This window comes from Desulfovibrio subterraneus (genome assembly GCF_013340285.1).
Lineage (GTDB): Bacteria > Desulfobacterota > Desulfovibrionia > Desulfovibrionales > Desulfovibrionaceae > Halodesulfovibrio > Halodesulfovibrio subterraneus.
In genome coordinates, this window is the sequence record NZ_BLVO01000016.1 from 850,276 (window position 1) to 872,091 (window position 21,816).

The window sequence follows — 21,816 nt, forward strand, 5'->3', positions numbered from 1 at the left end:
TGAGGAACTCCGTAAGATCACATACCGTTGCGCGGGTCGGCATCACAGGGAAGCTGGTGCTTGAACAGAAGCCTCCAGATGGTGACGTCGCGAGCGGCGATAAGTGTATTCTTCAAACCCGGACCGAACGAGAGAGCGGACACCGGCAATCCGGACGATGCTGCTAACGATACCAATGCACCAAAAGTACAGGCTTCGTCCAGTTTCGTCCAGATAATGCTTCCCGGACAGTCGGTTACATATTGACGCATGAATGCGGTAAGCTGCGCGGGGGCGTAAGAGGGCGTAAGCACAAGATGCACGGCAAGGTCGCGTGCGGTGCCAAGCCCCAGCTTGTCCGCTATGGTTGAAAATGTGTCGTTTCTGCCGAGGCCCGGCAGATCTATGAGCACTTTGTCATAGTCGCGGGTTTCGCGCAGCATGTTGGCAAAACTGACGGGGTCGCCCGCTTCAAGATAGGTTATGTCGGAAAGTTCCGCGTAGTGCTTGAGCAGCAGGCGGCCGTTGCCCCGTTCGCAGTCGGCGTTGACAATGCAGATGCGTATGTCGGGGCGGCGGCTGCGCAGGCTGATGGCCATGCGGATGAGGGTGCTTGTCTTGCCGGCACCGAAGGGGCCAGTCAGGGCGTGGCAGTGCTGGGGCCATTCTTCTTCACCCCACGGCTGCAGCGGCACTATTTCGGAAAGCGGCACCAGCACGGAAAGGTTGGGGCTCTTGTGCAGCCTGCGGAAGAGTGAGAGCAGCACGACATTGTCCACGCCCTCGCGTTCGAGATATTCAAGCGCCACGCGCTGGCGCGGGGCAAGTTCATCCAGCTGAATGCCCGGCTTCATGAGCGCGAGCAGATGTTCGCGGATTTCACTCCACTCACGGTGCCATTCGTTCCAGCCGGTAGGGGTGCCGCTGCCGTTTCCGTTGCCATTCCCGTTTCCGTTGCCGGAACTCATTTTTTTGACAGACGTTGCGGAGCGCTCCAGACCGGCAGTCATTTCGCACCAGGGGCCGCCGTCATCGGCTCCTTCGTGCTTGGAGAGAATAACCGCTTCAAGCCCCATCTCCTGCTTGATGCGGGCAAGGACGGTTTTGGCGTCCGGGCCTGTAAAAGTCTTGACCTGCATTACTTCAATCCTACGCTGCCCACTGAAGTGAGCCTGATGTCAGAGGGAATTTCCGCCTGCGAGATGACCGGCACCGTAGGCAGGAAGCGGATGAGCAGCTGCGCAAGATGCGGGCGGGACACCGGAGAGGTCAGCAGAACGGGCTGACCGTCCGTTCCCACGGCATTTTCCACGCTCTGGTTGACGGCCTGGATGAGGCGCTGGGCCGTTGCCGGATCAAGCGCCAGATACGAGCCGCCATCGGAACGACGGATGGCCTCTTGTACGGTTTTTTCCACAGAGGGGTCCAGCGTAATGATGGGCAGAACGCTGCTGCTGTCCATGTAAGGCTTCACGATGGTGCGTGACAGGCGTTCGCGCACATATTCCGTGAGCACGTCGGGGTCCTTCACGCCGGGGCCGAAGTCGGCCAGCGTTTCCACGATGGAGAGCAGGTCGCGGATGGACACGTTTTCCCGCACCAGATTCTGCAGCACCTTCTGCACCACGCCAAGGGAGAGAATGCCGGGAACCAGCTCTTCCACAACCTTGGGGGCATGCTTGGCAAGGTTGTCGAGCAGGCTCTGCACTTCCTGCCTGCCGAGGAAGTCGGACAGGTGGCGCTTGAACACTTCCGTAAGATGGGTGGCAATGACCGTTGAGGGGTCCACCACGGTGTAGCCTGCGAGCATGGCTTCTTCCTTCTGGCTCTGCGGAATCCACAGGGCGGGCAGGTTGAAGGCGGGTTCGCGGGTTTCTATGCCCTTGATGTGATGCTTTGCATCGCCCGGGTCCATGGCAAGGTAGTGGTCTATGAGAATTTCCGCTCCGGCCACGGTGTTGCCCTTTACCAGCACGGAATACTGGCCTGGCTTGAGCTGCAGGTTGTCGCGCAGGTGCAGCGAGGGAACCACCACGCCCACATCCAGAGCGAACTGCCTGCGGATGGAGCGGATGCGGGAGAGCAGGTTGCCGTCCTGTTCTTCGTCCACCAGCGGGATGAGGCCGTAGCCCACTTCCAGTTCCAGTGCGTCCAGCGGCAGCAGGGCCTGCACTTCTTCGGGAGTGTCGAGGCTCTGGGAATCTGCCTTGCCGCTCTTGCCGCCCTTTGCGCCCTTCTGCGCTCCGGCACGGTCCACAATGCCGTTGTTGGAATCGCTGACCAGTTTGGCGATGAAGAACAGACCGCAGGAAAAGAGCATGAAGGGCAGGAAGGGCATGCCCGGCACCAGCGCGAAGACGATAAGCACGAAGGCTACCAGCTTCAGGGCGCGGGAGTTGAAGGTCAGCTGGCCGATGAATTCTTCGCCCATCTTTGCTTCTGCCGCAGCACGGGAAACAATGATACCTGCCGAGGTGGAGATGATGAGTGAGGGAATGGTGGCAACCAGACCGTCACCGATGGTGAGCAGGGTGTAGGTGGTGAGCGCGTCCTGCCAGGGCATGTCCTTCTGGACTATGCCGATGAGGATGCCGCCGATGATGTTCACCATGGTGATGAGCAGACCGGCGGTCACGTCACCCTGAACGAACTTGCCCGCACCGTCCATGGCGCCGTAGAAGTCTGCCTCGCGGCGGATGATGTCTCGTTTTTCGTTGGCGGTTTCTTCGTCGATGAGACCGGCGTTCAGGTCGGCTTCAATGGCCATCTGCTTGCCGGGCATGGCATCAAGGGTGAATCGGGCTGCCACTTCCGCGATACGCGTGGTACCCGCCGTGATAACCATCTTGTTGAGAATGAACAGAATCCAGAAAATAACTGCGCCGACGACGTAGTTCCCGCCGACGACGAATTCACCGAAGGATTGAATGACCGAACCGGCGGCGTTTGTGCCCTCGTCGCCATGCAGCAGAATGAGTCGGGTGGAGGCGACGTTAAGGGCAAGGCGGAGCAGCGTGCTCACCAGCAGCAGGGACGGGAAGATGGAAAATTCCAGCGGGGAGAGCATGAACATGGACGTCACCAGAATGATGAGCGCCAGCGAAATGCTCAGGCTGAGCATGATATCCAGAAAGAAGGTGGGCAGCGGCACCAGCATGACGAAGAGGATGGTGACCACGCCGCCCGCCAGCAGAATGTCACCATGTTTGGAAAATCGTTCGTAGTTGATTTTCGGTGCTGTTATTTCTGCTTTTGCCATTTTTCCGACACCTTTGATGGATAGCGAGTGTGTTTCGTAAGAAGCCGGTGTTTGTCCTAACCTCTTCTACTTCCTTTGAATTTGTGCAGGCTTGCGAGTATGGATGCCACAGCCTTGTACAGATCCTCGGGAATCATGTCCCCTACTTCCACCGACTTATACAAGGCACGTGCCAGAGGGACGTTTTCCCGCAGGGGAATGCCGTTTTCGCGGGCAATTTCCTTGATCTTCTCGGCGAGGTGGTCGGCACCCTTGGCCAGCACGCGGGGGGCCGGTGCCTCCAGCGCATCGTAGCGGATGGCAACGGCGATATGGGTGGGGTTGGTGATAACCACGTCGGCCTTGGGTACGTCCTGCATCATGCGGCGCATCATCACCTGCAGCATCTTCTTGCGCTGTTCGGCCTTCACCTTGGGGTCGCCTTCGGCCTGCTTGCGTTCGTCCTTGACTTCGTCCTTGGTCATCTTGAGGTTTTCTTCATAGTCCCAGCGGGTGAACCAAAGGTCGCCGATGGCAATCAGGATCATGGGTACCAGCGCATACAGCACCATGCGGTGGCTGGTTTCCAGCATGTAGACGCTGAGTCCGGCTGCATCCATGTAATAGAGCGGCAGAAAGTTGTGCATTTCGGCCTTGAGCACCAGATAGGGGGCAAAGCCGATGGCCACGGCCTGCAGCAGGCTTTTACCGAGCCTGAGCAGGGTCTGCGGCGAAATGAACATGCGTTTGAGGCCCGCTATGATGTTGAACTGCATGCCCTTGAACTTGAATACTTGTGTTGTCCACAGCTTGCCGACCTGCAGGCGCATGTTGAGATAGGCCAGAAACCCGATGAAGATGAGAAGCGGCAGCAGCATCTTGGCCAGCTCGATGGATAACCACTGCATGAGGTCGTAGATGCTTTCGGGAGTGACGGAAAAGGTCATGCTTTCACGCAGGAAACGGACCATGATCTTGTGCAGGCTGTCATAGATGACGCCGATCCATGCGTAGAGCCCATACATGCCCGCGACAACGGAAACGACCTTGCCGAGCTCCTGCGATTTCGGAACATTGCCTTTGTTTCTGGCTTTTTTGCGATGCTTGTTTGTCGCTCGCTCTGTTCTGCTTGGGTCCTTCTGTGGCATGCCGGAATCTCCTTATTTGGGAAGCGGAGACATGGCGTCAATGAGATGGCTGAACAGGGGCCCGATCTCAATGATGAAGTCGCCGATGCGCCGGGACATGATGGTGAAGAGAAGGCCCATGAAGAAGAAGCCTACACCGATCTTCAGGGGAAAACCGAGCTGCAGAAGGTTCATCTGCGGTGCGGCACGGCCCATGAGGGCGAGTGCCAGCTCCACGAGAAAGAGGGCAGCCATGACCGGGGCGGCTATTTTGACTGCCAGTGTGAACATGATGCCGGAAAGGTCCAGAATCTGGTGCACGATGGCCGGGCCGATGACCAGCTGGCCGGGAGGAATGGCCTCGAAGGTCTGGGCAAGCGCCCTGAGCATGTGCAGGTGGCCGTTCAGCGTCATGAAGGTGAGCAGCGAGACCAGGTAGAGAAAGTGCGAGGTGATGGAAACCGTGGTGCCGGTCAGCGGGTCGGCCACGTTGATCATGGTGAAGCCCATCTGGAAGCCGAGAATCTGGCCGCCGGTCTGGATGCCTGCAAAGATGAAGTCCACTGCAAGGGCCAGCACCAGTCCGAGAACGGCTTCGGAAGCCATTATCCGGATAAGGTCGAAGGGGTGTTCGGGCATGGCCTGCCCCTTGATTGCAAGTGCCGGGAAAAGAGCCAGCGTCAGCACAATGCAGAGCGCCGCCTTTACCGACTTCGGGGCGCTCTCTCCACCGAATACGGGGAGCATGAACACCACAAGGCTGAGGCGCATGAATGTCAGCAGGAAGCTGAAAAATTCGGTGGTATTGAAGTTGAACAGGTCCATGCCGTCTGATTTGCAAAGGGCGAGCCACTCACGCGTTGCAGATGCGCGCCAAGGATTTTCAGGGGTTGAAAGGCAACCGGCCGCGTTTTCGTCCATGCATGAGTCATGCTTTTGGCGGTGATCCGTTTATGCGGTTGCCAGCTCCTGAGATTGCCAGTTCCTGCGCTTGCGCTCGCTACAATGCCGGAAGCGTGGTACAGAGAGTACAGGGAAGGCTGCGTCCATGGCTGGCATGCCGCCATGGGCGGGCGGGCTTGCCATCGGTCCTGTATTCTGGCAAGCCACGGGGACCATTGAACTGTGCATATATGGAGGACGCATGGACCTTTTGCCCATTAAACGAGCATTGCTCAGCGTGACCGACAAGTCCGGGCTGGTGGAGTTTGCCACCTTCCTGCACGAGAACGGCGTTGAGCTGGTATCTACCGGCGGCACGGCACGCATGCTTACCGAGGCGGGGCTGAAGGTCACGCCCGTGAGCAAGGTTACCGGTTTTCCGGAAATCCTTGGCGGACGCGTCAAGACGCTGCACCCGCATATTCATGCGGGCATCCTTGCCGACAAGGATAACCCCGAGCATCTTTCCACGCTGAAGGAACTGGGCATTGCCGCCTTTGATCTCATCGTGGTGAACCTGTACAACTTTGCAGAGGCCGCCCGTAAGGGACTGGATCTCAGAGCCGCCATCGAGGAAATTGATATCGGTGGTCCCTGCATGCTGCGCGCAACCGCCAAGAACTTCCACAGCATGCTGGTGCTGCCCGATCCGGCAGACTACGCTGAGGTTTCTGCGGAACTGAAGGCCAACGAAATGCGTGTGGGGCTGGAATTCCGCCGCCGCATGGCTGCCAAGACCTTTGAGCGCACCTCGAACTACGACCGCATGATTACCGACTACCTGTCTTCCAAGACAGCGTAGCCCGCGCACCGGCAACACCGGTACGTGCCATGTGTCTGACGTAACCGCCTCCGCAGGCCGGGCATGACCCGCCTGCGGGGCGTTCGCGTATTCGGGAGCCGCAACGGCGGTTCCCTGTTTCACAACCCGTTCCAGAAGGAGCACGCCATAGCTTCCGTTCTCGGCAACACTCAGGGGCTCAAGCCCAGTCAACTCAAGGCGCTGCAGCGGCTCTATACCCGCAGATACCCCTCGCAGGGGGGCTACACGCTTGAGCAGGGGCGCGAACTTGCCGCGCTTTCCGCCAGCATTGCCCGCCAGATAGGTCTGCTTATCGACCGTCAGGGGCGGCCGCAGCTGGTCATCGTGGGCGACACCGGTGCCATCTACATTCCCGAACTGCCCCGCGCCCGTCTGGGCAGCGGGCGTCTGCGCGGTCTGCGCCTCATGCATACCCACCTCACGGATACGCCGCTGTCGCAGGAAGACCTGATGGACATGCTCTTTCTGCGGCTCGATTCAGTGAGTGTGCTCACGCTGGACGAGTTTGGCTCTCCGGCGCGGTTTCAGTTTGCGCATCTGCTGCCCACCCGGCAGGAAGAGGACGATGACACCGGGGCAGAAGAAGTCGTTTCCGTCAGCCGCCGCGCGCCGCGCAGGGGAGAAGTGTTGCCCGACGGGCCCAAGCCCTACACCCTGCACGACTTGGAGCCGTGGGACAGGGTTGAGGTGGACTTCAATGTCCAGACCGAGGCGCTGGAAGATGAAATGGCGCGCGCTCTCACCGATGCCCGCGTGGCCGACGGCGATGGAGAACGCGCCGTTCTGGTGAGCGTGAGCACCCAGCCGCGCAAGGTGCAGGAATCCTATCTGGAAGAGCTGCGCGAACTGGCCCGTACCGCAGGCATTGCCGTGGTGGGGCAGATCATCCAGCGTGTGCCGCAGATGAACCCCAAGTTCATCATGGGCAAGGGCAAGCTGGCCGAGCTTGAGGTGCTGTGCCTGCAGGGGAACGCCGGACTTGTGGTCTTTGACGGCGAACTGTCGCCTGCGCAGCTGCGTAACCTGACGGATGCCACCGAGCGCAAGGTGCTGGACCGCACCCAGCTCATTCTCGATATTTTCGCCCAGCATGCAACATCGCGTGCGGGCAAGCTGCAGGTGGAAATGGCCCAGCTGCAGTACACCATGCCCCGCCTTGTGGGGAAGAACCGCGCCATGGACAGGCTGATGGGCGGCATCGGCGGCCGTGGTCCCGGTGAAACCAAGCTGGAGACGGACCGACGCAAGATCCGCGACCGCATTGCGCGCATCAAGGGCGAGCTGAAGACGCTGAGCAAACAGCGCTCATACGCCCGCGACCGCCGCGCAAAGGCCCGCGTGCCTGTGGCCGCACTGGTGGGCTATACCAACGCGGGCAAGTCCACCACGCTGAATACTCTGACCAACTCCGATGTGCTGGCGGAAAACAAGCTTTTTGCCACGCTGGACCCGACCACCCGCAGGCTTCGTTTTCCGATGGAGCGCGAGTTGATTCTCACGGATACCGTGGGATTCATCCGCAGTCTGCCCAGAGAACTGAAAGAAGCTTTCGAGGCCACCCTTGAAGAACTGGAAGCCGCCGACCTGCTGCTGCACGTGGCGGATGCCGGACATCCCGAGGTGGACAAGCAGATTACCGCCGTGGAATCCATTCTGAACGAACTGGGGCTGCACGATATTCCCACCATACTCATTCTGAACAAGTGGGATACGCTGGACGAAGAGGCCCGTCAGGGCATGCGGTATTCCTACCCGCAGGCCATACCCATCAGCGCGAGCAGCGGCGAAGGGCTGGATGATCTTTCCAAGGCCATTGTCTCCCGCGTGGACTGGGAGCGCGGGCTTGTGCAGTATCAGGGCATCATGGCCGAAGAGGTCGTGGAGGATGTCCCCTATGATGAATGGGACGCCTGGGACGGCGACGGCAAGGGAATCATTCAGTAGCAGTGATGTTGTTTGAAGTATGTGAAAAGGCCGGAGCGGCGACGCTCCGGCCTTTTGTTAGTCGCGAAATAAATCATAAAAATAGATTGCTGGCTAGCGATGTGCGGGTAGTGATGAGATCGCGAGAAAAGTCATGCGAGTCTGTATAGGCAAGGTAGTATTTAGTGTTGTTTTTTACTCCTAAAAGTAACCGCCTTGGGCCACTGGTTTTAATCCCCGTACGTGTTGGGGGGAGTACATCTATTCGATAAAGTGTGTATCCATTGATTAGTTTGGGTGTGTTTGGGTGCCAGTCTATGCTGTGCGTGATGGCTCTTCCTTCAGGGGATGTTCTGCTTGGATATGCATATGATCTGAATAATGAAAATACAATGTGCTCTAGCGGTGTTGTTGACTTCCGGATGTCGTGGATAATGTCAGGATGTAGGAGATAGCTGTCTTGTTTGGGTAGGAGATTTTCTGGGGTATCGTGTAAACATGCGAGTAGATAGGATAATATTTTGATTTTGTTATGGTCTGTGTCGGGTTTGGATGTGTACCATGTGTCTATTGTTGTCTGGCATATCTGTTTTATTCTTGTCTTAAATGTGTTTATGTTGTTGGCTGTTATTTGTGGTATGTTTATTGTTATTGAGCATGGTTTGCCTCTTCCGCATGCATTGCAAGTTTCTTTTTTGATTGTCTGTGCAGTTCCGCCTATAGAAAAAGGGAGTTTTTCATTGTGAACTGTTGATGCAATGAAGTTGTATATTGCTGGTGCGGTGTGTTCGTTTGGAAATAAATTTAATGTGTTGGTGTTTTTGCATCCATCTCTATGTGGTGATTTGACAAATCCTATGTTGATTTGTGGGTCAGACTCTATTGTTTCCATAAACATATTTAGCAACATGTTGGAGTGAAAAGCTGGCTTAATTTCTATAGGAATGGCAAGAAAAATTAAGCTCTTGATATTTTGTATTTCATTTTTTATCGTATAAAAAAGCTCAGCGTTTGTTTTGTTTGTCGGGTCCCATAGAGATGCTTCTATTTCTGGAGATGGGCAAGCTAAGGTGGTGAAGCTATTGTCCATTGGACAGTCTCGCTATTCGAATGTTGTTGAGTTCTTCGACCATTTTCTTTTTTTCATTTAAAAAGCCTTCTGGTTGGTTTTTGATAAATCCCAACTCATCGAATGAGATGCTTTCGAGGTTTGACGATCCATTTTTTTTGTTTACCCAATACATTTTTATCTTGTCTGAAGTATCTTGGTATTTTACGCAGTTGAATATCATTTTGTCTATGAGGTATTCACTGTGTGTTTCGATTATTATGTGTTTTCCAGTGAGTGCAAGTTGTAGAAAAAAGTCTGCAAGAATTGATTGTATTGAAGGATGTAGGTGTGTTTCTGGTTCATCTACAATATATATATTGTTATTTAGGCCAGATAGTATTTTAAATATCGTTGGTATGAGTTGGCTTGTTCCGAATCCAACGTTGTTTATAGGGGTATATTTCCCTGATATTTGAATGAATATTTCTGTACTTATTCCAGGGATTGTTTCTTGTATTTTTACTTTTTCGGCGAGCTTGAATTTTTCAACAAGCCAGTAGTTGATTGCTTGTTTTAAGCTCCCTTTTATGGGTTTGTTGTTTTCAATGTCGTAGGCGTAGTTGATGTATGTATTTCTGATTCTATTATATCCGCTTAGCGGAGTCTCTTCAGGGTCAAGGTATATTCTTTTGGGAAGACCTCTGAATGGGGGTATGTGTATTGTTTTTTCTATGGTTGGGGTGTGGTGTTCGTCCTGTAGTGATGTTGTGTTTAGAAGTGTTATCTGTTCAAGGTGTATACTTTGATCATACATTTGTTCTTTAATTTCTTCAAAATCTATGTGTTCTTGTATTTCTTCTAGGTAAGCGCATTTCATATCTTCAAAATGAATATTAAATTTATTCAGTTTCCTATCTGAAATATCGATACAAAGCGCATTGCTGAAAGTTACATTGTTTTTGAAAATTCTGCATATTTTGCAGAATCTTTCGTCTTCGCTTGTGTCGTTGTGTATTTTTAATTTGTTTTTTACAATAGATAATCCATGTTTTTGTAATATGTTGCTAAGGTCGTAGCTGGAAAAAGATAGTATCTCATTTGCGCTGATTTCCCATGTGTCATTTTTTAAGCTTACACAGTAAGAGCCTATTTTGTTATGTGTTGTATATTTTATTTTAGATAAGAAAAAGTTTATTCCAAGTTCTTCGTTGTATCCTGTTGACTGTTCATTCTCTGGAAGAGAAAATGTGTATTCAATTTTTGATTTTTCATTAATTTTAAAATAAAAATATATTGATTTATCATTTTCGTCGCTCAAAATTTCTGAGTTTGTTCCTAGTGTGACGAGGCTCCCGTTGAGTTTTAAGAAAGGTAATTTGTTTCCTTTTATGTCATAAAAGTTATACCCAAATGATTGCTGTAATAAGAGGATGGCTTGGTATATTGTGCTTTTACCTGAGCTGTTAAGGCCAGAGAATAGTGTGATATTTCCAAATGGAATTTCGGTATACTCTGAGAACGATTTGAAGTTTCGTATGCCAATTCCCGTTATCATGTTTGCCTCAATGTTGTTGATTGTTATCAATTTGTGCTTATTATTTTTCGACTATGTTTTTCAAGTCTTTTGTGTTGGTAGTAATGCCGTTATGTTTCGCCGTATAGATTATTCCGACGATGCTGGTAGTTTTTTTACTCCTTATTGACAGCAAGTTATCCTATAAATAAGGCCGGAGCGCACCCGCTCCGGCCTTTTATATTTGCGTATCCGCTTGGTAACTACAGGGCCAGCTTCAGGATGGCGCGGCAGTCTTCGGGGGTGATGTCTCCGCGCTCACCCATGCCGGTGCGGTTGTGTTCCGCAAGGCTCTGCACGGCCTTGTCGATGGCGGCGGCATCAAGCCCTGCATCGGTCAGGGATACAGGCACCTGCATGGTACGGAAGAAGTCGATAGTTACGGCAATGGCCTTGTCGATGCGCTCTTCGGCGGTGCCTTCGGTTATGCCGAAAACACGCTCGGCATACTGCAGCAGCTTGCCTTCCTTCTGCGTGCGTCTGTAGCGCATGACCGCAGGCAGCACGATGCTGAGGGTTCTGCCGTGATCCAGTCCGAAGTGACCGGTAAGTTCATGGCCGATCATGTGGGTGGTCCAGTCCTGCGGCACGCCGCAGCCGATGAGATCGTTCAGGGCAAGGGTGGCAGTCCACATGATGTTCGCGCGCACGGCAAGGTTTTCCGGCGTGGCAAGGGCCTTGGGACCTTCTTCTATCAGGGTGAGCAGCAGGCCTTCCGCAAAGCGGTCCTGCACCTTGGCGTTGACCGGATAGGTCAGGTATTGTTCCATGGTGTGCACAAAGGCATCTACAACGCCGTTGGCTACCTGACGCGGCGACAGGCTGAGCGTGGTTGCGGGGTCGAGCACGGCAAACTTGGGGCGCACAGGTTCGGAAACGAAGAAGAGCTTGTCGCTGCCACGGGAAACCACGGCTCCGCCGTTGCTTTCCGAACCGGTGGCGGGCAGGGTGAGCACGCAGCCGATGGGCAGGGCCTGCGACACGGATTCGAAGTTGGCCAGAATGTTCCACGGGTCGCCCTTGGTGTAGGGCACGGCTGCGGCGATGAATTTGGTGCCGTCCAGCACGGATCCGCCGCCCACAGCGAGCAGGAAGTCGAAGCCTTCTTCACGGATGCGGGCCACGGCCTTCATCAGGGTGTCGTACTGCGGGTTGGGCTCAATGCCTCCGAACTCGCTCCATGTATGAGCGGCAAGCGCTGCGGCGACCTGATCGTACACGCCGTTTTTCTTGATGGAGCCTCCGCCGTAGGTGACCAGCACCTTGGCGTTTGCGGGAATGGCGTCGGCAATGCCCTTGATCTGGCCTTCGCCGAAGATGATGCGGGTGGTGTTCTGGTAAATGAAGTTGTTCACGGTGTTTCTCCTGTGAAGAATCGGGTTTTCATGCTGCCCGTGTGCCCGGTGCGTTGCGGGGCGTGAAGTCGTGAGCGGGCAATGTGTATGCTGTAGTAATCTCGCACATGCCGGAAGAATTGAATACCTGATTCTGCAGAAGTCGTGCCTATTCATGCAAGCCGCGGCCAAAGAGTGGTTCTACTGTCGGACGTGTGGTATGCGGTTGCGGAATGTGGCCGTGAGGCCCAGTCGCGGCCCAGTCGCGGCACGGTTCCGCACTGTTCCGCACGGTTTCGCACTGTTCCGCTCGGTTGCCGTACAGTTGCTGTCCAGCTGCGGTGGGCTGACCAGCGTGATATGGTGAAGGAAAGGAGAATGACATGACAGATCCGGCACTGCGCAGTGCTTTTGTCCGGCTCGCCCAGAGTGACGGCGCGACTCCCACGTTTTTGAACAATGTCACGCTGTACAGGGCGGGAGCACCCGTACCCAAGAATCCGCTGGTATACAATGCCTGCCTGTGCCTTGTGGTGCAGGGGCGTAAGACAGCGCACCTTTCCGACAGGTCATTCACCTATGATACGGGCCACTATCTGGTGGTGCCTGCGGTGGTTCCCTTTGAGTGTGAAACCGCTGCCACGCGGGAAGAACCGTTTCTGTCCGTGACGGTCGGCATTGATTATCTGGTGGTGCGGGAGATTCTGGATACGCTGGGCAGCGGGGCCGATGCTGAGGCGGACGGCACGGACAGACACGCAGGCGCGTTTCTCGATACCATGACGGAACCTATGCAGAATGCCATGCTGCGCCTTCTGCAAAGTCTGGAAAGCAGGGAAGAGGCGCTCATTCTCGGCAGGCAGGCCGTGCGTGAAATCTATTACCGCGTGCTTGCGGGGCGGCAGGGGCATATTCTCGCCTCGGCGGCCCGTGGAGAGAGCGCCTATGCCCGAGTGGTTTCCGCTCTGCGGGTGATGCACGACAGCTACTCCTCTCAACTGGACGTAACCGCGCTGGCGGAGACGGCCAACATGAGCGTGCGTTCCTTTCATGATCATTTCAAGGCGGCCACTTCCTTGTCGCCCGTGCAGTATCTCAAGCGCATCCGGCTGGAAAAGGCGCGGCAACTGCTGGTGGCGCAAGGGCTGCAGGCGGGGGTTGCCGCTCATATGGTCGGCTATGAAAGTTCCTCGCAGTTCAGCCGCGAGTTCAAACGGCATTTCGGCTATGCGCCCAGCGAGGCTGCGGAGGTGCGGGCCTGATCCGTCTTTGATCTGAATATCCTGTGAATACCGGCCATGCCGTGCGGGGATGGTGCAGAAATGACTGCGCCTGCGTTCCTGTAGGGTGTGGCCTTTTGTATTAATGGGAAATGAGTTGCGAGGTATTGAACCTGCTGTAGTGGTTTGTGTATGCATTACCAGGCTGCCCGATGGATGGGCAGGGAAACAAACCAGAAGGGAAGCGAGATATGCACACAGCAGGGCAGAATCAGATGTTTGTCGAAGGCCGTGCCGCTCTGTTGTCCGGAGGGCAGACCGGACAATGGGGAGCGGGAGCGAAAAACAGAACCGTTGAACGTCCGCACTACGGACCGGAGATCCACCTGACAATGGGGGAGAACGGCAAGCTGCGGGAAAAGCTGGAAACTATCGGAGGCAGGCAGTATCGCTACGCCTATTCCTACGATGCATCCGGCAGGCTGGCTACCGTTCATCTCAACAACAGATTGGTGGAAGCGTATCACTATAACGGCCTTGGTCAGCGGATCCGCGATTGGCATGCCGGGCGTGGGACTGAGCGTCGTTTTTCTTATGCACCGGATGGCCAATTGCAGTCTGCGGGGGATGTGCGTTTCTTCCATGACGCGGCAGGTTCCTTGCGATGCCGCCAGCAGGGCAGGGTGAACCTGTATTGCTTCTACGGGGATGATACCCGTCTGGATGCTGTCCGCCTGCCGGATGGTACACAGATAACGTATCGTTACGGCGCGTCGCTCGGTCCTGTGGCGAGTTTTCTTAACGGTGAACCGGCTGAGAGTTTTGTATGGCTCGATTCCACGCGGCTTGCCACCTATCATGATCACATCCGTGGGCTTTCATATCATTTCCAGTATGGAGCAGAGAGGCTTCCGGAAGCCGTGACAGTGATGGAGAACCTCGCGGGGGTCAGCATGCAGAGTGCCGGCAGCGAGATGGCGACTTATCTGCTCGGTTATGATCAGGTGGGCTCGCTCAGGGCGGTGTGGTCGCAGAGCGGGGAATTGATAAAGGAAATCGTGTATGATAGCTTTGGCAATGTGCTAAGTGACTCAAACGAGTGGTTTTATATGCCCATTGGCTTTGCCGGGGGACTGCCTGACCGTTACACCGGCTTTGTCCGTTTTGGCTACCGCGATTACGATCCCGCCGTGGGCCGTTTCACCGCCCGGGACCCGCTGGGCGATACTGGCGGCGATCACGATTTGTGGGATTATTGTGTTGATGATCCGGTGAATGCGAATGATCCGCTGGGACTGTTTGCATTTCTTCTTCCCTTTGCCGGTGCCATGGCCGGTGCCACCGTGCTTGGCTATGGTGGTACCAAGGTGGCAGCCAGCGCAGCGGATACGTTTAATAAATCCGGTACCAAGGCACAGGCCGCAGTGGATAAGCCACTGGATACCGTGGCCAATATCAACAGTGCCATGGTCGAGATTGCCGCATTGCCGGAGCTTGGCGCGGCTGTATTGAAACAAGCACCGCAAGCCGCAAAGGTGGCGGTGAAGGGAGCGGTTCAGGCGGGGAAAACTGCAACTCAGGCCGGACGAGCTGCAGGGCTGGAAGTCGCAAACAAAGTTTTAACTGATCCTGTTTGGTATCAGCGGGCGCAGGATTTTCTTTCTGGTATGTTGGGCCCTGAAAATCCTACGGTAAGTCTTTCTGAGTATGTCGGTGGAAAGGTAGGAGACGGTATCAAGAGTGCCATCAAAGGGGCTAAGGAGGCCAATAATAATGAAAGATAGAATACTGATGAGGGTTGCTGGTGCAGTGGTCTTTATGGTTGGGCTTTTGGAAAGCGTGAGTGACTCCCCATCATATAAGCATATACCGGTGGATCTGTGGGTTCCCTATCTCATCATGTTTGTAGGATGTATGATTTTTGCCATGACGTTTCTCAGCAAGAAAATGGAGAAATGATATTCGGAGCTAACGGGTCACTTTTAGTGGCCTTGCTTTTAATTACACATTTCAGCACCAAATTACTTATACCGCCTGCGTTCCGCACGAAATCTCCATATGTTGAAGGAAAATGAAGAGAAAAATACTGAATAGTTTTTTAGGATTGTTCGTCTTTTTGCTTGGTGTCAGCAATTTAGGCGAAGAGTATCTTTACTGGCATTCGATAGCAGTTCCGGGATGGGTGAGCTATCCCCTTGTTGCGATCGGTGCTGGGATGCTCGCCTATGTTTGGCTGGTAAAAGAGAAGCAATAAGTCATCTTTTGGTTTGTCCGCGCTGTCCGAGCAAAGTATGCTTGAGTGAAGTGAGGCCACTTTTAGTGGCCTTTCTTTTAATTACGCACTCCAACATCGATATCTTATACCGTTTGGCGGGCTGCATACCCCGAGATTCCGGCTACAAATATTTGGGAACAGATTGGGAGCAGTGGTCGCGATGTGTTTGACCATTTTACAAAGGGCATGAAGCGTGAAAGGAAGCAGTAAACAAAAGTTCAAAAATAGCCTGTATGCCCTTCTTCCACTCTGGATTGCCATCTTTCATTGGGGGGAAGACGTGGTGATTTTTAATAGGAAATTGCTTCCCAGCTGGGTTCCATACGCTTGCGGTGTGATAGGTGTTGTCATGCTGCTGATTGTGTGGCTGAGCCCGAACAAAGGGAAATAGGGATGAAGAAAGGCTACTGCTCAAGCTGTACGCAACAAATGTATTGATGTGGCAAACAAGGTTATGGGGAATCCGGCGGCAGTGGCGAATAGCGTTGGTGCGGCTAGTGGTTTTATTAGCAGTGCGATTGTTCCTGGTCCCTACGAGCCATCTCGGGCGGGAGCTGCAGCTTATGGAGCAGGTGTCGTAAAGGATATTATGCAGAAGGCTATCTAGAGAACGATGGTTGGTGATGAGGACGAATAGGATGAACCCTTTTGAATTATTTATCGGACTCTCAATGGTTATGATCGGGGGATGGGGTGTCTATTCCGGTGAGCTGACGAATAGGGGTGTCGCCATTGATGAGTGGGTTGCCCCTTTTCTGATTATCGCAGGTGTGGGTATTCTCGCATACAGTTGGTTTATGCGCAGGAAGCGGTAGTTGATGGAATGAGGGCATTTACCGTGGCCTTGATTGATGATCGTCCCGTACCTCCACCTGCAGCTGCAGAGATAGAAAGCAGAAAGTGGAACAGAGGGCGGTAGAAGTACGCAAACAGGGCAGCCCGGGAGGTTGCCCTGATACAACCTGTAATATCTGTGGGTGGCATATGATTTGGCGAATAATGCTCTCCCTGTTTTCTCTTGATATAACCCAGCGGGCTATGGTGCTTGTGTGGCATCAGGAAGTGTGGAACGTCTTCATGTATGCTCTTATAGGGATGATGGGGCCGATTGTGCTGGCAGTTCCTTTTGCGGTGACAGGAAGCAGAAGGGCAGCGAAGGTGATCTCTGCGGCTATAGCGGTAGGCGGGAGCTGGGCAGTCTATTTTGCTCTATCCAAATGGGATTACAGGGCGGACTTCACTGAGGCAGAGAACCTTATCCTTTGCGGGGCGGTGCTGTTGGTGTGTGCCGCACTGCTACAGGCTTCATACAGGTTCGGGTATGCATCTTTCGTGGGACCCGCATCCGCTAAAGATAAGGCCGTCAGCTTGGCATTGTTTGCGGGCCTCGTGTTGCTGCTGAGTGGCCGTGTCGTGCTTCCGGTGTCATACCTTGTGGCCTATTGGGTCGCACTGAACGCAGGGTTCGGCTTCCTTCTCTGGAAGCACCGAGCTCCGGACAAGGCATAAGGAGCGGGCATGGAGTTGGCTTTCGGAAATAACACGCTCGTGCTCTGTGCTGGGCTGCTGTCCCTTATCCCCATTCTTTTCTTTATCCCGATTCTGCTGGTTGACGTGTGTTGTGTCATGTTCCGGTTCGACCTGCGGAGGTGGCTCCTTGTCAGGCGTTTTGCAAAACAGGGTGTCCTTGTTGATGCGGATGCGGTGCGCCTTGTCCCCAAACGTATATGTATTACCTCGGCGACCTTGTTTGTTGTGGTCTACGCCTTCTATTGCTTTTATCCACTCGGGGTTGTGTTCTACATTCCCGATTTTATGGTTGTTTTGCTTCTGTTTCTTTCCCTTGGTGTTTCCCTTATCAGCCTGCAGGCCTATGTGAATAGTTTCCGGTGCGGGATGTACTGGGATGATACCCGCTTCTGCGTGGCCTCAGTCCGACCACGGCGGGTGCTCTGTGTTGGGCGGGAGGATGTGCAGGCTGTGCAGACGGCAATCCGGAAGCGGTTTTATCTGTATACCCGGGTGCAGATTGCAGGTGAAGAGTATTATGTGCTCGGCAACTTTCAAGCTGCACGGGAATGCATGCGCGGCACGGGCTTTTATTTGTGATAGGTTTATTGTGTCGCGGTTGGTGCGCTCGTTGGTGAGGCTGCGAAGAGGTAGGCGTTTAATGGGATTTCCGCCGCAGCCAGGAACGCAAAAAAGGCCGGAGCATATGCTCCGGCCTTTTGCATTCTGTCGTACCAGTCCGGCTTATTCGTCGTCGGAAAGGCCGAAGTGGGAGGCCATGAAGGGGCCGAAGTAGATGCCGTCGTCATCAAGGTCTTCCTCGATGCGGAGCAGCTGGTTGTACTTGGCAAGACGGTCGCTGCGGCACAGGGAGCCGGTCTTGATCTGGCCTGCGTTCAGACCCACGGCGAGGTCGGCGATGAAGTGGTCTTCGGTTTCGCCGGAGCGATGGGAGATGATGGTTGAGTAAGCAGCCTGCTTGGCCATCTCGATGGTGTCGAGGGTTTCGGTCAGGGTGCCGATCTGGTTCAGCTTGATGAGAATGGAGTTGGCCACGCCTTCGTCAATGCCCTTGGCAAGAATGTCGGGGTTGGTCACGAAGATGTCGTCGCCCACCAGCTGCACGGAATCGCCCACGGCGTCGGTCAGCAGCTTCCAGCCGTCCCAGTCGCCTTCGGCAAAGCCGTCTTCGATGGAGATGAGGGGATACTTCTGGGTGAATTCGCCAAGGTAGTCCACCATGTCGGCAGAGGTGAGAATCTTGTTCTCGCCCTTCAGCACGTACTTGCCGTCCTTGTAGAACTCGGAGGCGGCGGCGTCGATGGCAAGCGCGATGTCCTGCCCGGGAACGTAACCGGCTTCTTCAATGGCACGCATGATGTACTGGAAGGCCATGTCGTGGCTGGCAAGGTTGGGGGCAAAGCCGCCTTCGTCACCCACGGAAGTAACGTGGCCGTCCTTGGCCAGCAGCTTCTTCAGGGTGTGGAAGGTTTCGGCACCCATGCGCAGTGCTTCCGCAAAGGTGGGAGCGCCCACGGGCATGATCATGAATTCCTGAATATCAAGGTTGTTGGGGGCATGCTCGCCGCCGTTGATGATGTTCATCAGCGGAACGGGCAGCACCTTGGCGTTTACGCCGCCGAGGTACTGATACAGCGGCAGGCCGAGGAAGCTGGCGGCAGCGCGGGCAGTGGCAAGGGAAACACCGAGAATGGCGTTTGCGCCGAGGCGGTCCTTGTTTTCGGTGCCGTCCACGTCCAGCAGGATGTTGTCGATGTTCACCTGACGGGTGGCATCAAGGCCGATAACGGCTTCTGCCAGTTCGCCCACCACGTTGGCAACAGCCTTTTCCACGCCCTTGCCCATGTAGCGGCTCTTGTCGCCGTCGCGCAGTTCCAGTGCTTCACGGGAACCGGTGGAGGCCCCGGAGGGGACGGCGGCACGTCCGGAATGGCCGGATTCCAGAGACACTTCCACTTCAACGGTGGGGTTGCCACGGGAGTCCAGAATTTCTCTCGCCCAAACGGAAACGATGGTGCTCATGTTCATTCTCCTTGTCATGCGGCGCTTGCCGCCCTTTCAGTCTTATCCCGGCGGAAAGGTCGCCGTGTAAGGTTATTCCTTGATGCCGCTTTCCATGTATAAAAGGCGCAGGCCCTCCAGCAGAAGGTCGGGCCTGACATGGTCAAAACACGAGGCAACGCGGGCTATGGACTGGGCGAAACCGCCCGTGGCCACCACCTGCATGGGGCCTTGCAGCACGTTGCCGAGCCGCTGACAGATTCCCTCCGTCATGGCGGCAAAGCCGAAGATGAACCCGTGGTTCAGGCTGGTGGACGTATCCCTGCCCACCACGGGCATATCACCGGAAATTTCCAGACTTATGCGCGGCAGCTTGGCCGTGCGCGATGCAAGCGCTCCGGCGGCCGACTTGACTCCGGGGCATATCAGCCCGCCGAGATAGGCTTCGCCTTCCACGCAGTCGAAGGTGGTGGCGGTGCCGTAATCCACGGAAACCAGCGAATACGGTTCCGGATACAGCCTGCGGGCCGCATAGGCTGCCACAAGTCTGTCCGCTCCCACCTGCTCGGGATGAGTATATCTGTTTTCAAGCGGTACGGGAATATCCCCCGGCGCAAGAAGCAGTCTTTTGCTGAAATATCTTGCCAGCGCGTCGCGGATGACGGGGTCGAAGCTGGGTACGACGGAACTGCCCACGCAGGCTTCCACATCGCCGGGGGCGAATCCCGCGTGGCGCACCATGTCCAGAAGACGCAGGCCGATGGAGTCGGGAGTCTGGTGCTGGTCTGTGGGCAAGACGTAACTGGTTGTCAGGCCGGTATTATCTGCCATACCAATCTTGACGTTGGTGTTGCCAATATCGAACAGGAGCAAGGTTTTTTTCATTCGCGCATTATCCTTGTGGGCGAATCGGGCGTTGCCTGAATGCGGCTTTCTATATCCGGAACGGCAACCGCAGTCCGTGCATGGTCTTGTTGTGGCGGAATGCGGTGTGTTTTTTGTTATCTGCGGGCCTCAGCTCTGGCCTTCAGAGACTGTGTCATGCGCTCCAGATTCGGTTCTGCCACGTTGCGCAGCGCCTTGGCATACAGTGGCGTGAGAATGCCGCTGACGCGGATGCCGTGCGTGAAGCGTGAACCGTATCGGTCCACAGGTGCAATGATAAAGCAATGCGTCATGTCAAGAAAGCCGGGGAGCGCATAGCGGGCCATCCAGACCAGCTCCTTGCTGTGTTCTGCAGCAAGGACGCGCAGCGTCGTCCGCATGGGTTTGTCACTGACCAGACGCACGAATGCGTCAATATCCGCGCCGACGCGGGGCGCACCCTCTGCTTCCGGATACAGGGCGTTCCACGAACCGTAACCGGAGAACTCCGTCAGAACCTTCCAGAGGGTCCACGGAGTGGCTTCAACAGTGATTGTGCGTTCCATAATATGGGAAAACAAGCCGGACATGCAGCGGCACCTACCCTGTTTGCTGAAAAATAACAAGCTTCTGCGCGGCCACTGCGGATTGCAGGCCGGATTGCAGGCATTGTTATATTGGCAGAACAGTAATCATTATCGAAATATCATAACATGCTATGCGTTAAAAGGTATACTCCGCAGGCAAATTCAGTTTATAGACAGATGCAGAGGAAATGATACCCTTCGTATTGATGGTGCGCCGGTGCGGGCGCTTCATGACGGATTTTTAGAAAGGAGATTTTGATGGTTGCCGCAAATCTGATACCTGCGCCGGATGCGATACCTGTGGCCTGGGGCTGGCTGGAGGTGCTGCTGATTGTCACCTTTGCCGCACATATTCTGATGATGAATGCCGTGGTCGGCGGGGGTGTTCTCTGCCTTGTCCGTTCCGTATCCTTTCCCCGCGATACGGCCGTGCGGGTGGTGTCCCACTCGCTGCCCACCCTTTTCGCACTTACCGTGAACTTTGGCGTTGCCCCGTTGCTGTTCGCCCAGATGCTGTACGGACAGTTTTTTTATACCAGCTCGGTGCTCATGGGAGCCTACTGGCTTTCCGTGGTGCTGCTCGTCATCATAGCCTATTCGGGGCTCTATACCTTCCGATATAAATACGAGACCTGGAAAAGCAGCCGGATGATTCTGGCAATGGTCTGTGCCGTTCTGCTGTTCGTGGGCTTCATCTTTACCAACAACATGACCATGATGCTGCAGCCTGAAGCATGGCTCGCCTACTTCGGGGATGGCGGTGCCGCAGATAACGGCATGGGCGGGCTGTTGCTCAATACGGCAGACCCCGCGCTTGTGCCGCGCTATCTGCATTTCATGCTGGCGGCCGTGGCAGTGGGCGGGCTCACGCTTGCCCTGCTGTTCGAGCATCGCCTTGCCAAGGGAACCATGGATAAGAAGGAGGCCATGCCGCACATCCGTTTCGGCATGATGTGGTTTACCATCTGCACTGCCATGCAGCTGCTGGTGGGCGGGGCGTTCCTCGGTTCCATGCCGGTGCGCATCCGTTCCCTCTTCCTCGGTTCTTCCGATTTTCATACCGGCGCGCTGGCTGTGGCGCTGGTGTGCGTTGCCATTGTGCTGCACTACGCAGTGAGACAACGGGTCAAGGCGACGGCAGTTGCCCTTGTGGCCACGGTGCTGGCCATGTCGCTTGTTCGTGCGCTTGTCCGCGCGGCGTATCTTGAGCCCTATTTCAAGGTACAGGACCTGCCGGTCATGGCAGATTACTCACCGATGATTCTCTTTTTTGCGACGCTTCTCGGCGGCCTCTGGTGCATCTATTACATGATCCGGCTGGCGTTCCGCCCCGGCAGGGAGGGCTAGTC

At 54.9% G+C, this 21,816-nt stretch carries 19 protein-coding genes; 9 read left to right on the forward strand and 10 right to left on the reverse strand.

The window, feature by feature from the left end; translation table 11 throughout:
* Positions 1-17: 17 nt before the first annotated feature.
* The 4 genes from HUV30_RS18005 to fliR are packed head-to-tail and all read right to left on the reverse strand — an operon-like array spanning position 18 to position 5,169.
* Positions 18-1,118 (reverse strand): flagellar biosynthesis protein FlhF, encoded by a 1,101-nt coding sequence (locus HUV30_RS18005; RefSeq protein WP_174406879.1) that lies wholly within the window; start codon positions 1,116-1,118, stop codon positions 18-20.
* Entirely contained in the window at positions 1,118-3,238 is a 2,121-nt protein-coding gene (gene flhA, locus HUV30_RS18010) for a flagellar biosynthesis protein FlhA (RefSeq protein ID WP_174406880.1), read from the reverse strand. The genes HUV30_RS18005 and flhA overlap by 1 nt, the downstream gene beginning before the upstream one ends.
* 56 nt (positions 3,239-3,294) lie before the next feature.
* Positions 3,295-4,365, reverse strand: a complete 1,071-nt coding sequence (gene flhB / locus HUV30_RS18015) for a flagellar biosynthesis protein FlhB (protein WP_174406881.1) — start codon at positions 4,363-4,365, stop codon at positions 3,295-3,297.
* Between the two features lie 12 nt (positions 4,366-4,377).
* Entirely contained in the window at positions 4,378-5,169 is a 792-nt protein-coding gene (fliR, locus tag HUV30_RS18020) for a flagellar biosynthetic protein FliR (protein WP_174406969.1), read from the reverse strand.
* A gap of 319 nt (positions 5,170-5,488) precedes the next feature.
* Between fliR and HUV30_RS18025 the strand changes: the two genes are divergently transcribed.
* Both HUV30_RS18025 and hflX read left to right on the forward strand, forming a co-directional pair.
* A complete protein-coding gene (locus HUV30_RS18025) occupies positions 5,489-6,088 on the forward strand; it encodes an IMP cyclohydrolase (protein WP_174406970.1) in 600 nt (199 codons plus the stop codon).
* Positions 6,089-6,151: 63 nt separating this feature from the next.
* Entirely contained in the window at positions 6,152-8,053 is a 1,902-nt protein-coding gene (gene hflX, locus HUV30_RS18030) for a GTPase HflX (protein ID WP_174406882.1), read from the forward strand.
* A gap of 73 nt (positions 8,054-8,126) precedes the next feature.
* On the opposite strand, the gene HUV30_RS18035 is transcribed toward hflX, so the two are convergent.
* The 3 genes from HUV30_RS18035 to HUV30_RS18045 form a co-directional block, all read right to left on the reverse strand.
* The gene (locus tag HUV30_RS18035) at positions 8,127-9,122 is read right to left on the reverse strand and encodes a hypothetical protein (protein ID WP_174406883.1); all 996 of its coding nucleotides are present in this window, start codon (positions 9,120-9,122) and stop codon (positions 8,127-8,129) included.
* The gene (locus tag HUV30_RS18040) at positions 9,112-10,638 is read right to left on the reverse strand and encodes an AAA family ATPase (protein WP_174406884.1); all 1,527 of its coding nucleotides are present in this window, start codon (positions 10,636-10,638) and stop codon (positions 9,112-9,114) included. Before HUV30_RS18040 ends, HUV30_RS18035 begins: the two co-directional genes overlap by 11 nt.
* Positions 10,639-10,859: 221 nt before the next feature.
* Complete coding sequence (locus tag HUV30_RS18045; protein WP_174406885.1) at positions 10,860-12,011, reverse strand: iron-containing alcohol dehydrogenase; 1,152 nt, start codon at positions 12,009-12,011, stop codon at positions 10,860-10,862.
* A 362-nt stretch (positions 12,012-12,373) separates the two neighbouring features.
* Here HUV30_RS18045 and HUV30_RS18050 point away from each other — a divergent pair, with 362 nt between their 5' ends.
* The 6 genes from HUV30_RS18050 (at position 12,374) to HUV30_RS18075 (ending at position 17,594) form a co-directional block, all read left to right on the forward strand.
* On the forward strand, positions 12,374-13,252 hold the full coding sequence (locus HUV30_RS18050; RefSeq protein WP_174406886.1) for an AraC family transcriptional regulator: 879 nt from the start codon (positions 12,374-12,376) through the stop codon (positions 13,250-13,252).
* Between the two features lie 209 nt (positions 13,253-13,461).
* Positions 13,462-14,994 carry an RHS repeat domain-containing protein gene (locus HUV30_RS18055; protein WP_174406887.1) on the forward strand — a complete coding sequence of 511 codons (1,533 nt, stop codon included), beginning with the start codon at positions 13,462-13,464 and terminating at the stop codon, positions 14,992-14,994.
* A complete protein-coding gene (locus HUV30_RS18060) occupies positions 14,984-15,169 on the forward strand; it encodes a hypothetical protein (protein ID WP_174406888.1) in 186 nt (61 codons plus the stop codon). Before HUV30_RS18055 ends, HUV30_RS18060 begins: the two co-directional genes overlap by 11 nt.
* A 112-nt stretch (positions 15,170-15,281) precedes the next feature.
* Positions 15,282-15,464, forward strand: a complete 183-nt coding sequence (locus HUV30_RS18065; RefSeq protein ID WP_174406889.1) for a hypothetical protein — start codon at positions 15,282-15,284, stop codon at positions 15,462-15,464.
* Positions 15,465-16,484: 1,020 nt separating this feature from the next.
* Positions 16,485-16,994: a hypothetical protein gene (locus tag HUV30_RS18070; protein WP_174406890.1), complete on the forward strand. Its 510-nt coding sequence runs from the start codon at positions 16,485-16,487 to the stop codon at positions 16,992-16,994.
* Between the two features lie 9 nt (positions 16,995-17,003).
* Positions 17,004-17,594: a hypothetical protein gene (locus HUV30_RS18075; RefSeq protein WP_174406891.1), complete on the forward strand. Its 591-nt coding sequence runs from the start codon at positions 17,004-17,006 to the stop codon at positions 17,592-17,594.
* A gap of 144 nt (positions 17,595-17,738) precedes the next feature.
* On the opposite strand, the gene eno is transcribed toward HUV30_RS18075, so the two are convergent.
* The 3 genes from eno to HUV30_RS18090 all read right to left on the reverse strand — a co-directional run bounded on the left by eno (position 17,739) and on the right by HUV30_RS18090 (position 20,470).
* Positions 17,739-19,037 (reverse strand): phosphopyruvate hydratase, encoded by a 1,299-nt coding sequence (gene eno, locus HUV30_RS18080; RefSeq protein ID WP_174406892.1) that lies wholly within the window; start codon positions 19,035-19,037, stop codon positions 17,739-17,741.
* 72 nt (positions 19,038-19,109) lie between these two features.
* On the reverse strand, positions 19,110-19,901 hold the full coding sequence (locus tag HUV30_RS18085) for a type III pantothenate kinase (protein ID WP_174406893.1): 792 nt from the start codon (positions 19,899-19,901) through the stop codon (positions 19,110-19,112).
* 116 nt (positions 19,902-20,017) lie between these two features.
* Positions 20,018-20,470, reverse strand: coding sequence for an SRPBCC domain-containing protein (locus tag HUV30_RS18090; protein ID WP_174406894.1), 453 nt, complete (start codon positions 20,468-20,470; stop codon positions 20,018-20,020).
* 255 nt (positions 20,471-20,725) lie between these two features.
* On the opposite strand from HUV30_RS18090, the gene HUV30_RS18095 reads away from it, so the two are divergent.
* Positions 20,726-21,814: a hypothetical protein gene (locus tag HUV30_RS18095; protein ID WP_174406895.1), complete on the forward strand. Its 1,089-nt coding sequence runs from the start codon at positions 20,726-20,728 to the stop codon at positions 21,812-21,814.
* The last annotated feature ends 2 nt before the right edge of the window (positions 21,815-21,816 follow it).

Excerpts from the sequence above, each read along its gene's own strand:
- HUV30_RS18005 (WP_174406879.1), bottom strand. The coding sequence starts at position 1,118 with ATGCAGGTCAAGACTTTTACAGGCCCGGACGCCAAAACCGTCCTTGCC.
- flhA (WP_174406880.1), bottom strand. The coding sequence starts at position 3,238 with ATGGCAAAAGCAGAAATAACAGCACCGAAAATCAACTACGAACGATTT.
- flhB (WP_174406881.1), bottom strand. The coding sequence starts at position 4,365 with ATGCCACAGAAGGACCCAAGCAGAACAGAGCGAGCGACAAACAAGCAT.
- fliR (WP_174406969.1), bottom strand. The coding sequence starts at position 5,169 with ATGGACCTGTTCAACTTCAATACCACCGAATTTTTCAGCTTCCTGCTG.
- HUV30_RS18025 (WP_174406970.1), top strand. The coding sequence starts at position 5,489 with ATGGACCTTTTGCCCATTAAACGAGCATTGCTCAGCGTGACCGACAAG.
- hflX (WP_174406882.1), top strand. The coding sequence starts at position 6,152 with ATGACCCGCCTGCGGGGCGTTCGCGTATTCGGGAGCCGCAACGGCGGT.
- HUV30_RS18035 (WP_174406883.1), bottom strand. The coding sequence starts at position 9,122 with ATGGACAATAGCTTCACCACCTTAGCTTGCCCATCTCCAGAAATAGAA.
- HUV30_RS18040 (WP_174406884.1), bottom strand. The coding sequence starts at position 10,638 with ATGATAACGGGAATTGGCATACGAAACTTCAAATCGTTCTCAGAGTAT.
- HUV30_RS18050 (WP_174406886.1), top strand. The coding sequence starts at position 12,374 with ATGACAGATCCGGCACTGCGCAGTGCTTTTGTCCGGCTCGCCCAGAGT.
- HUV30_RS18055 (WP_174406887.1), top strand. The coding sequence starts at position 13,462 with ATGCACACAGCAGGGCAGAATCAGATGTTTGTCGAAGGCCGTGCCGCT.
- HUV30_RS18060 (WP_174406888.1), top strand. The coding sequence starts at position 14,984 with ATGAAAGATAGAATACTGATGAGGGTTGCTGGTGCAGTGGTCTTTATG.
- HUV30_RS18065 (WP_174406889.1), top strand. The coding sequence starts at position 15,282 with ATGAAGAGAAAAATACTGAATAGTTTTTTAGGATTGTTCGTCTTTTTG.
- HUV30_RS18070 (WP_174406890.1), top strand. The coding sequence starts at position 16,485 with ATGCTCTCCCTGTTTTCTCTTGATATAACCCAGCGGGCTATGGTGCTT.
- HUV30_RS18075 (WP_174406891.1), top strand. The coding sequence starts at position 17,004 with ATGGAGTTGGCTTTCGGAAATAACACGCTCGTGCTCTGTGCTGGGCTG.
- eno (WP_174406892.1), bottom strand. The coding sequence starts at position 19,037 with ATGAGCACCATCGTTTCCGTTTGGGCGAGAGAAATTCTGGACTCCCGT.
- HUV30_RS18085 (WP_174406893.1), bottom strand. The coding sequence starts at position 19,901 with ATGAAAAAAACCTTGCTCCTGTTCGATATTGGCAACACCAACGTCAAG.
- HUV30_RS18090 (WP_174406894.1), bottom strand. The coding sequence starts at position 20,470 with ATGTCCGGCTTGTTTTCCCATATTATGGAACGCACAATCACTGTTGAA.
- HUV30_RS18095 (WP_174406895.1), top strand. The coding sequence starts at position 20,726 with ATGGTTGCCGCAAATCTGATACCTGCGCCGGATGCGATACCTGTGGCC.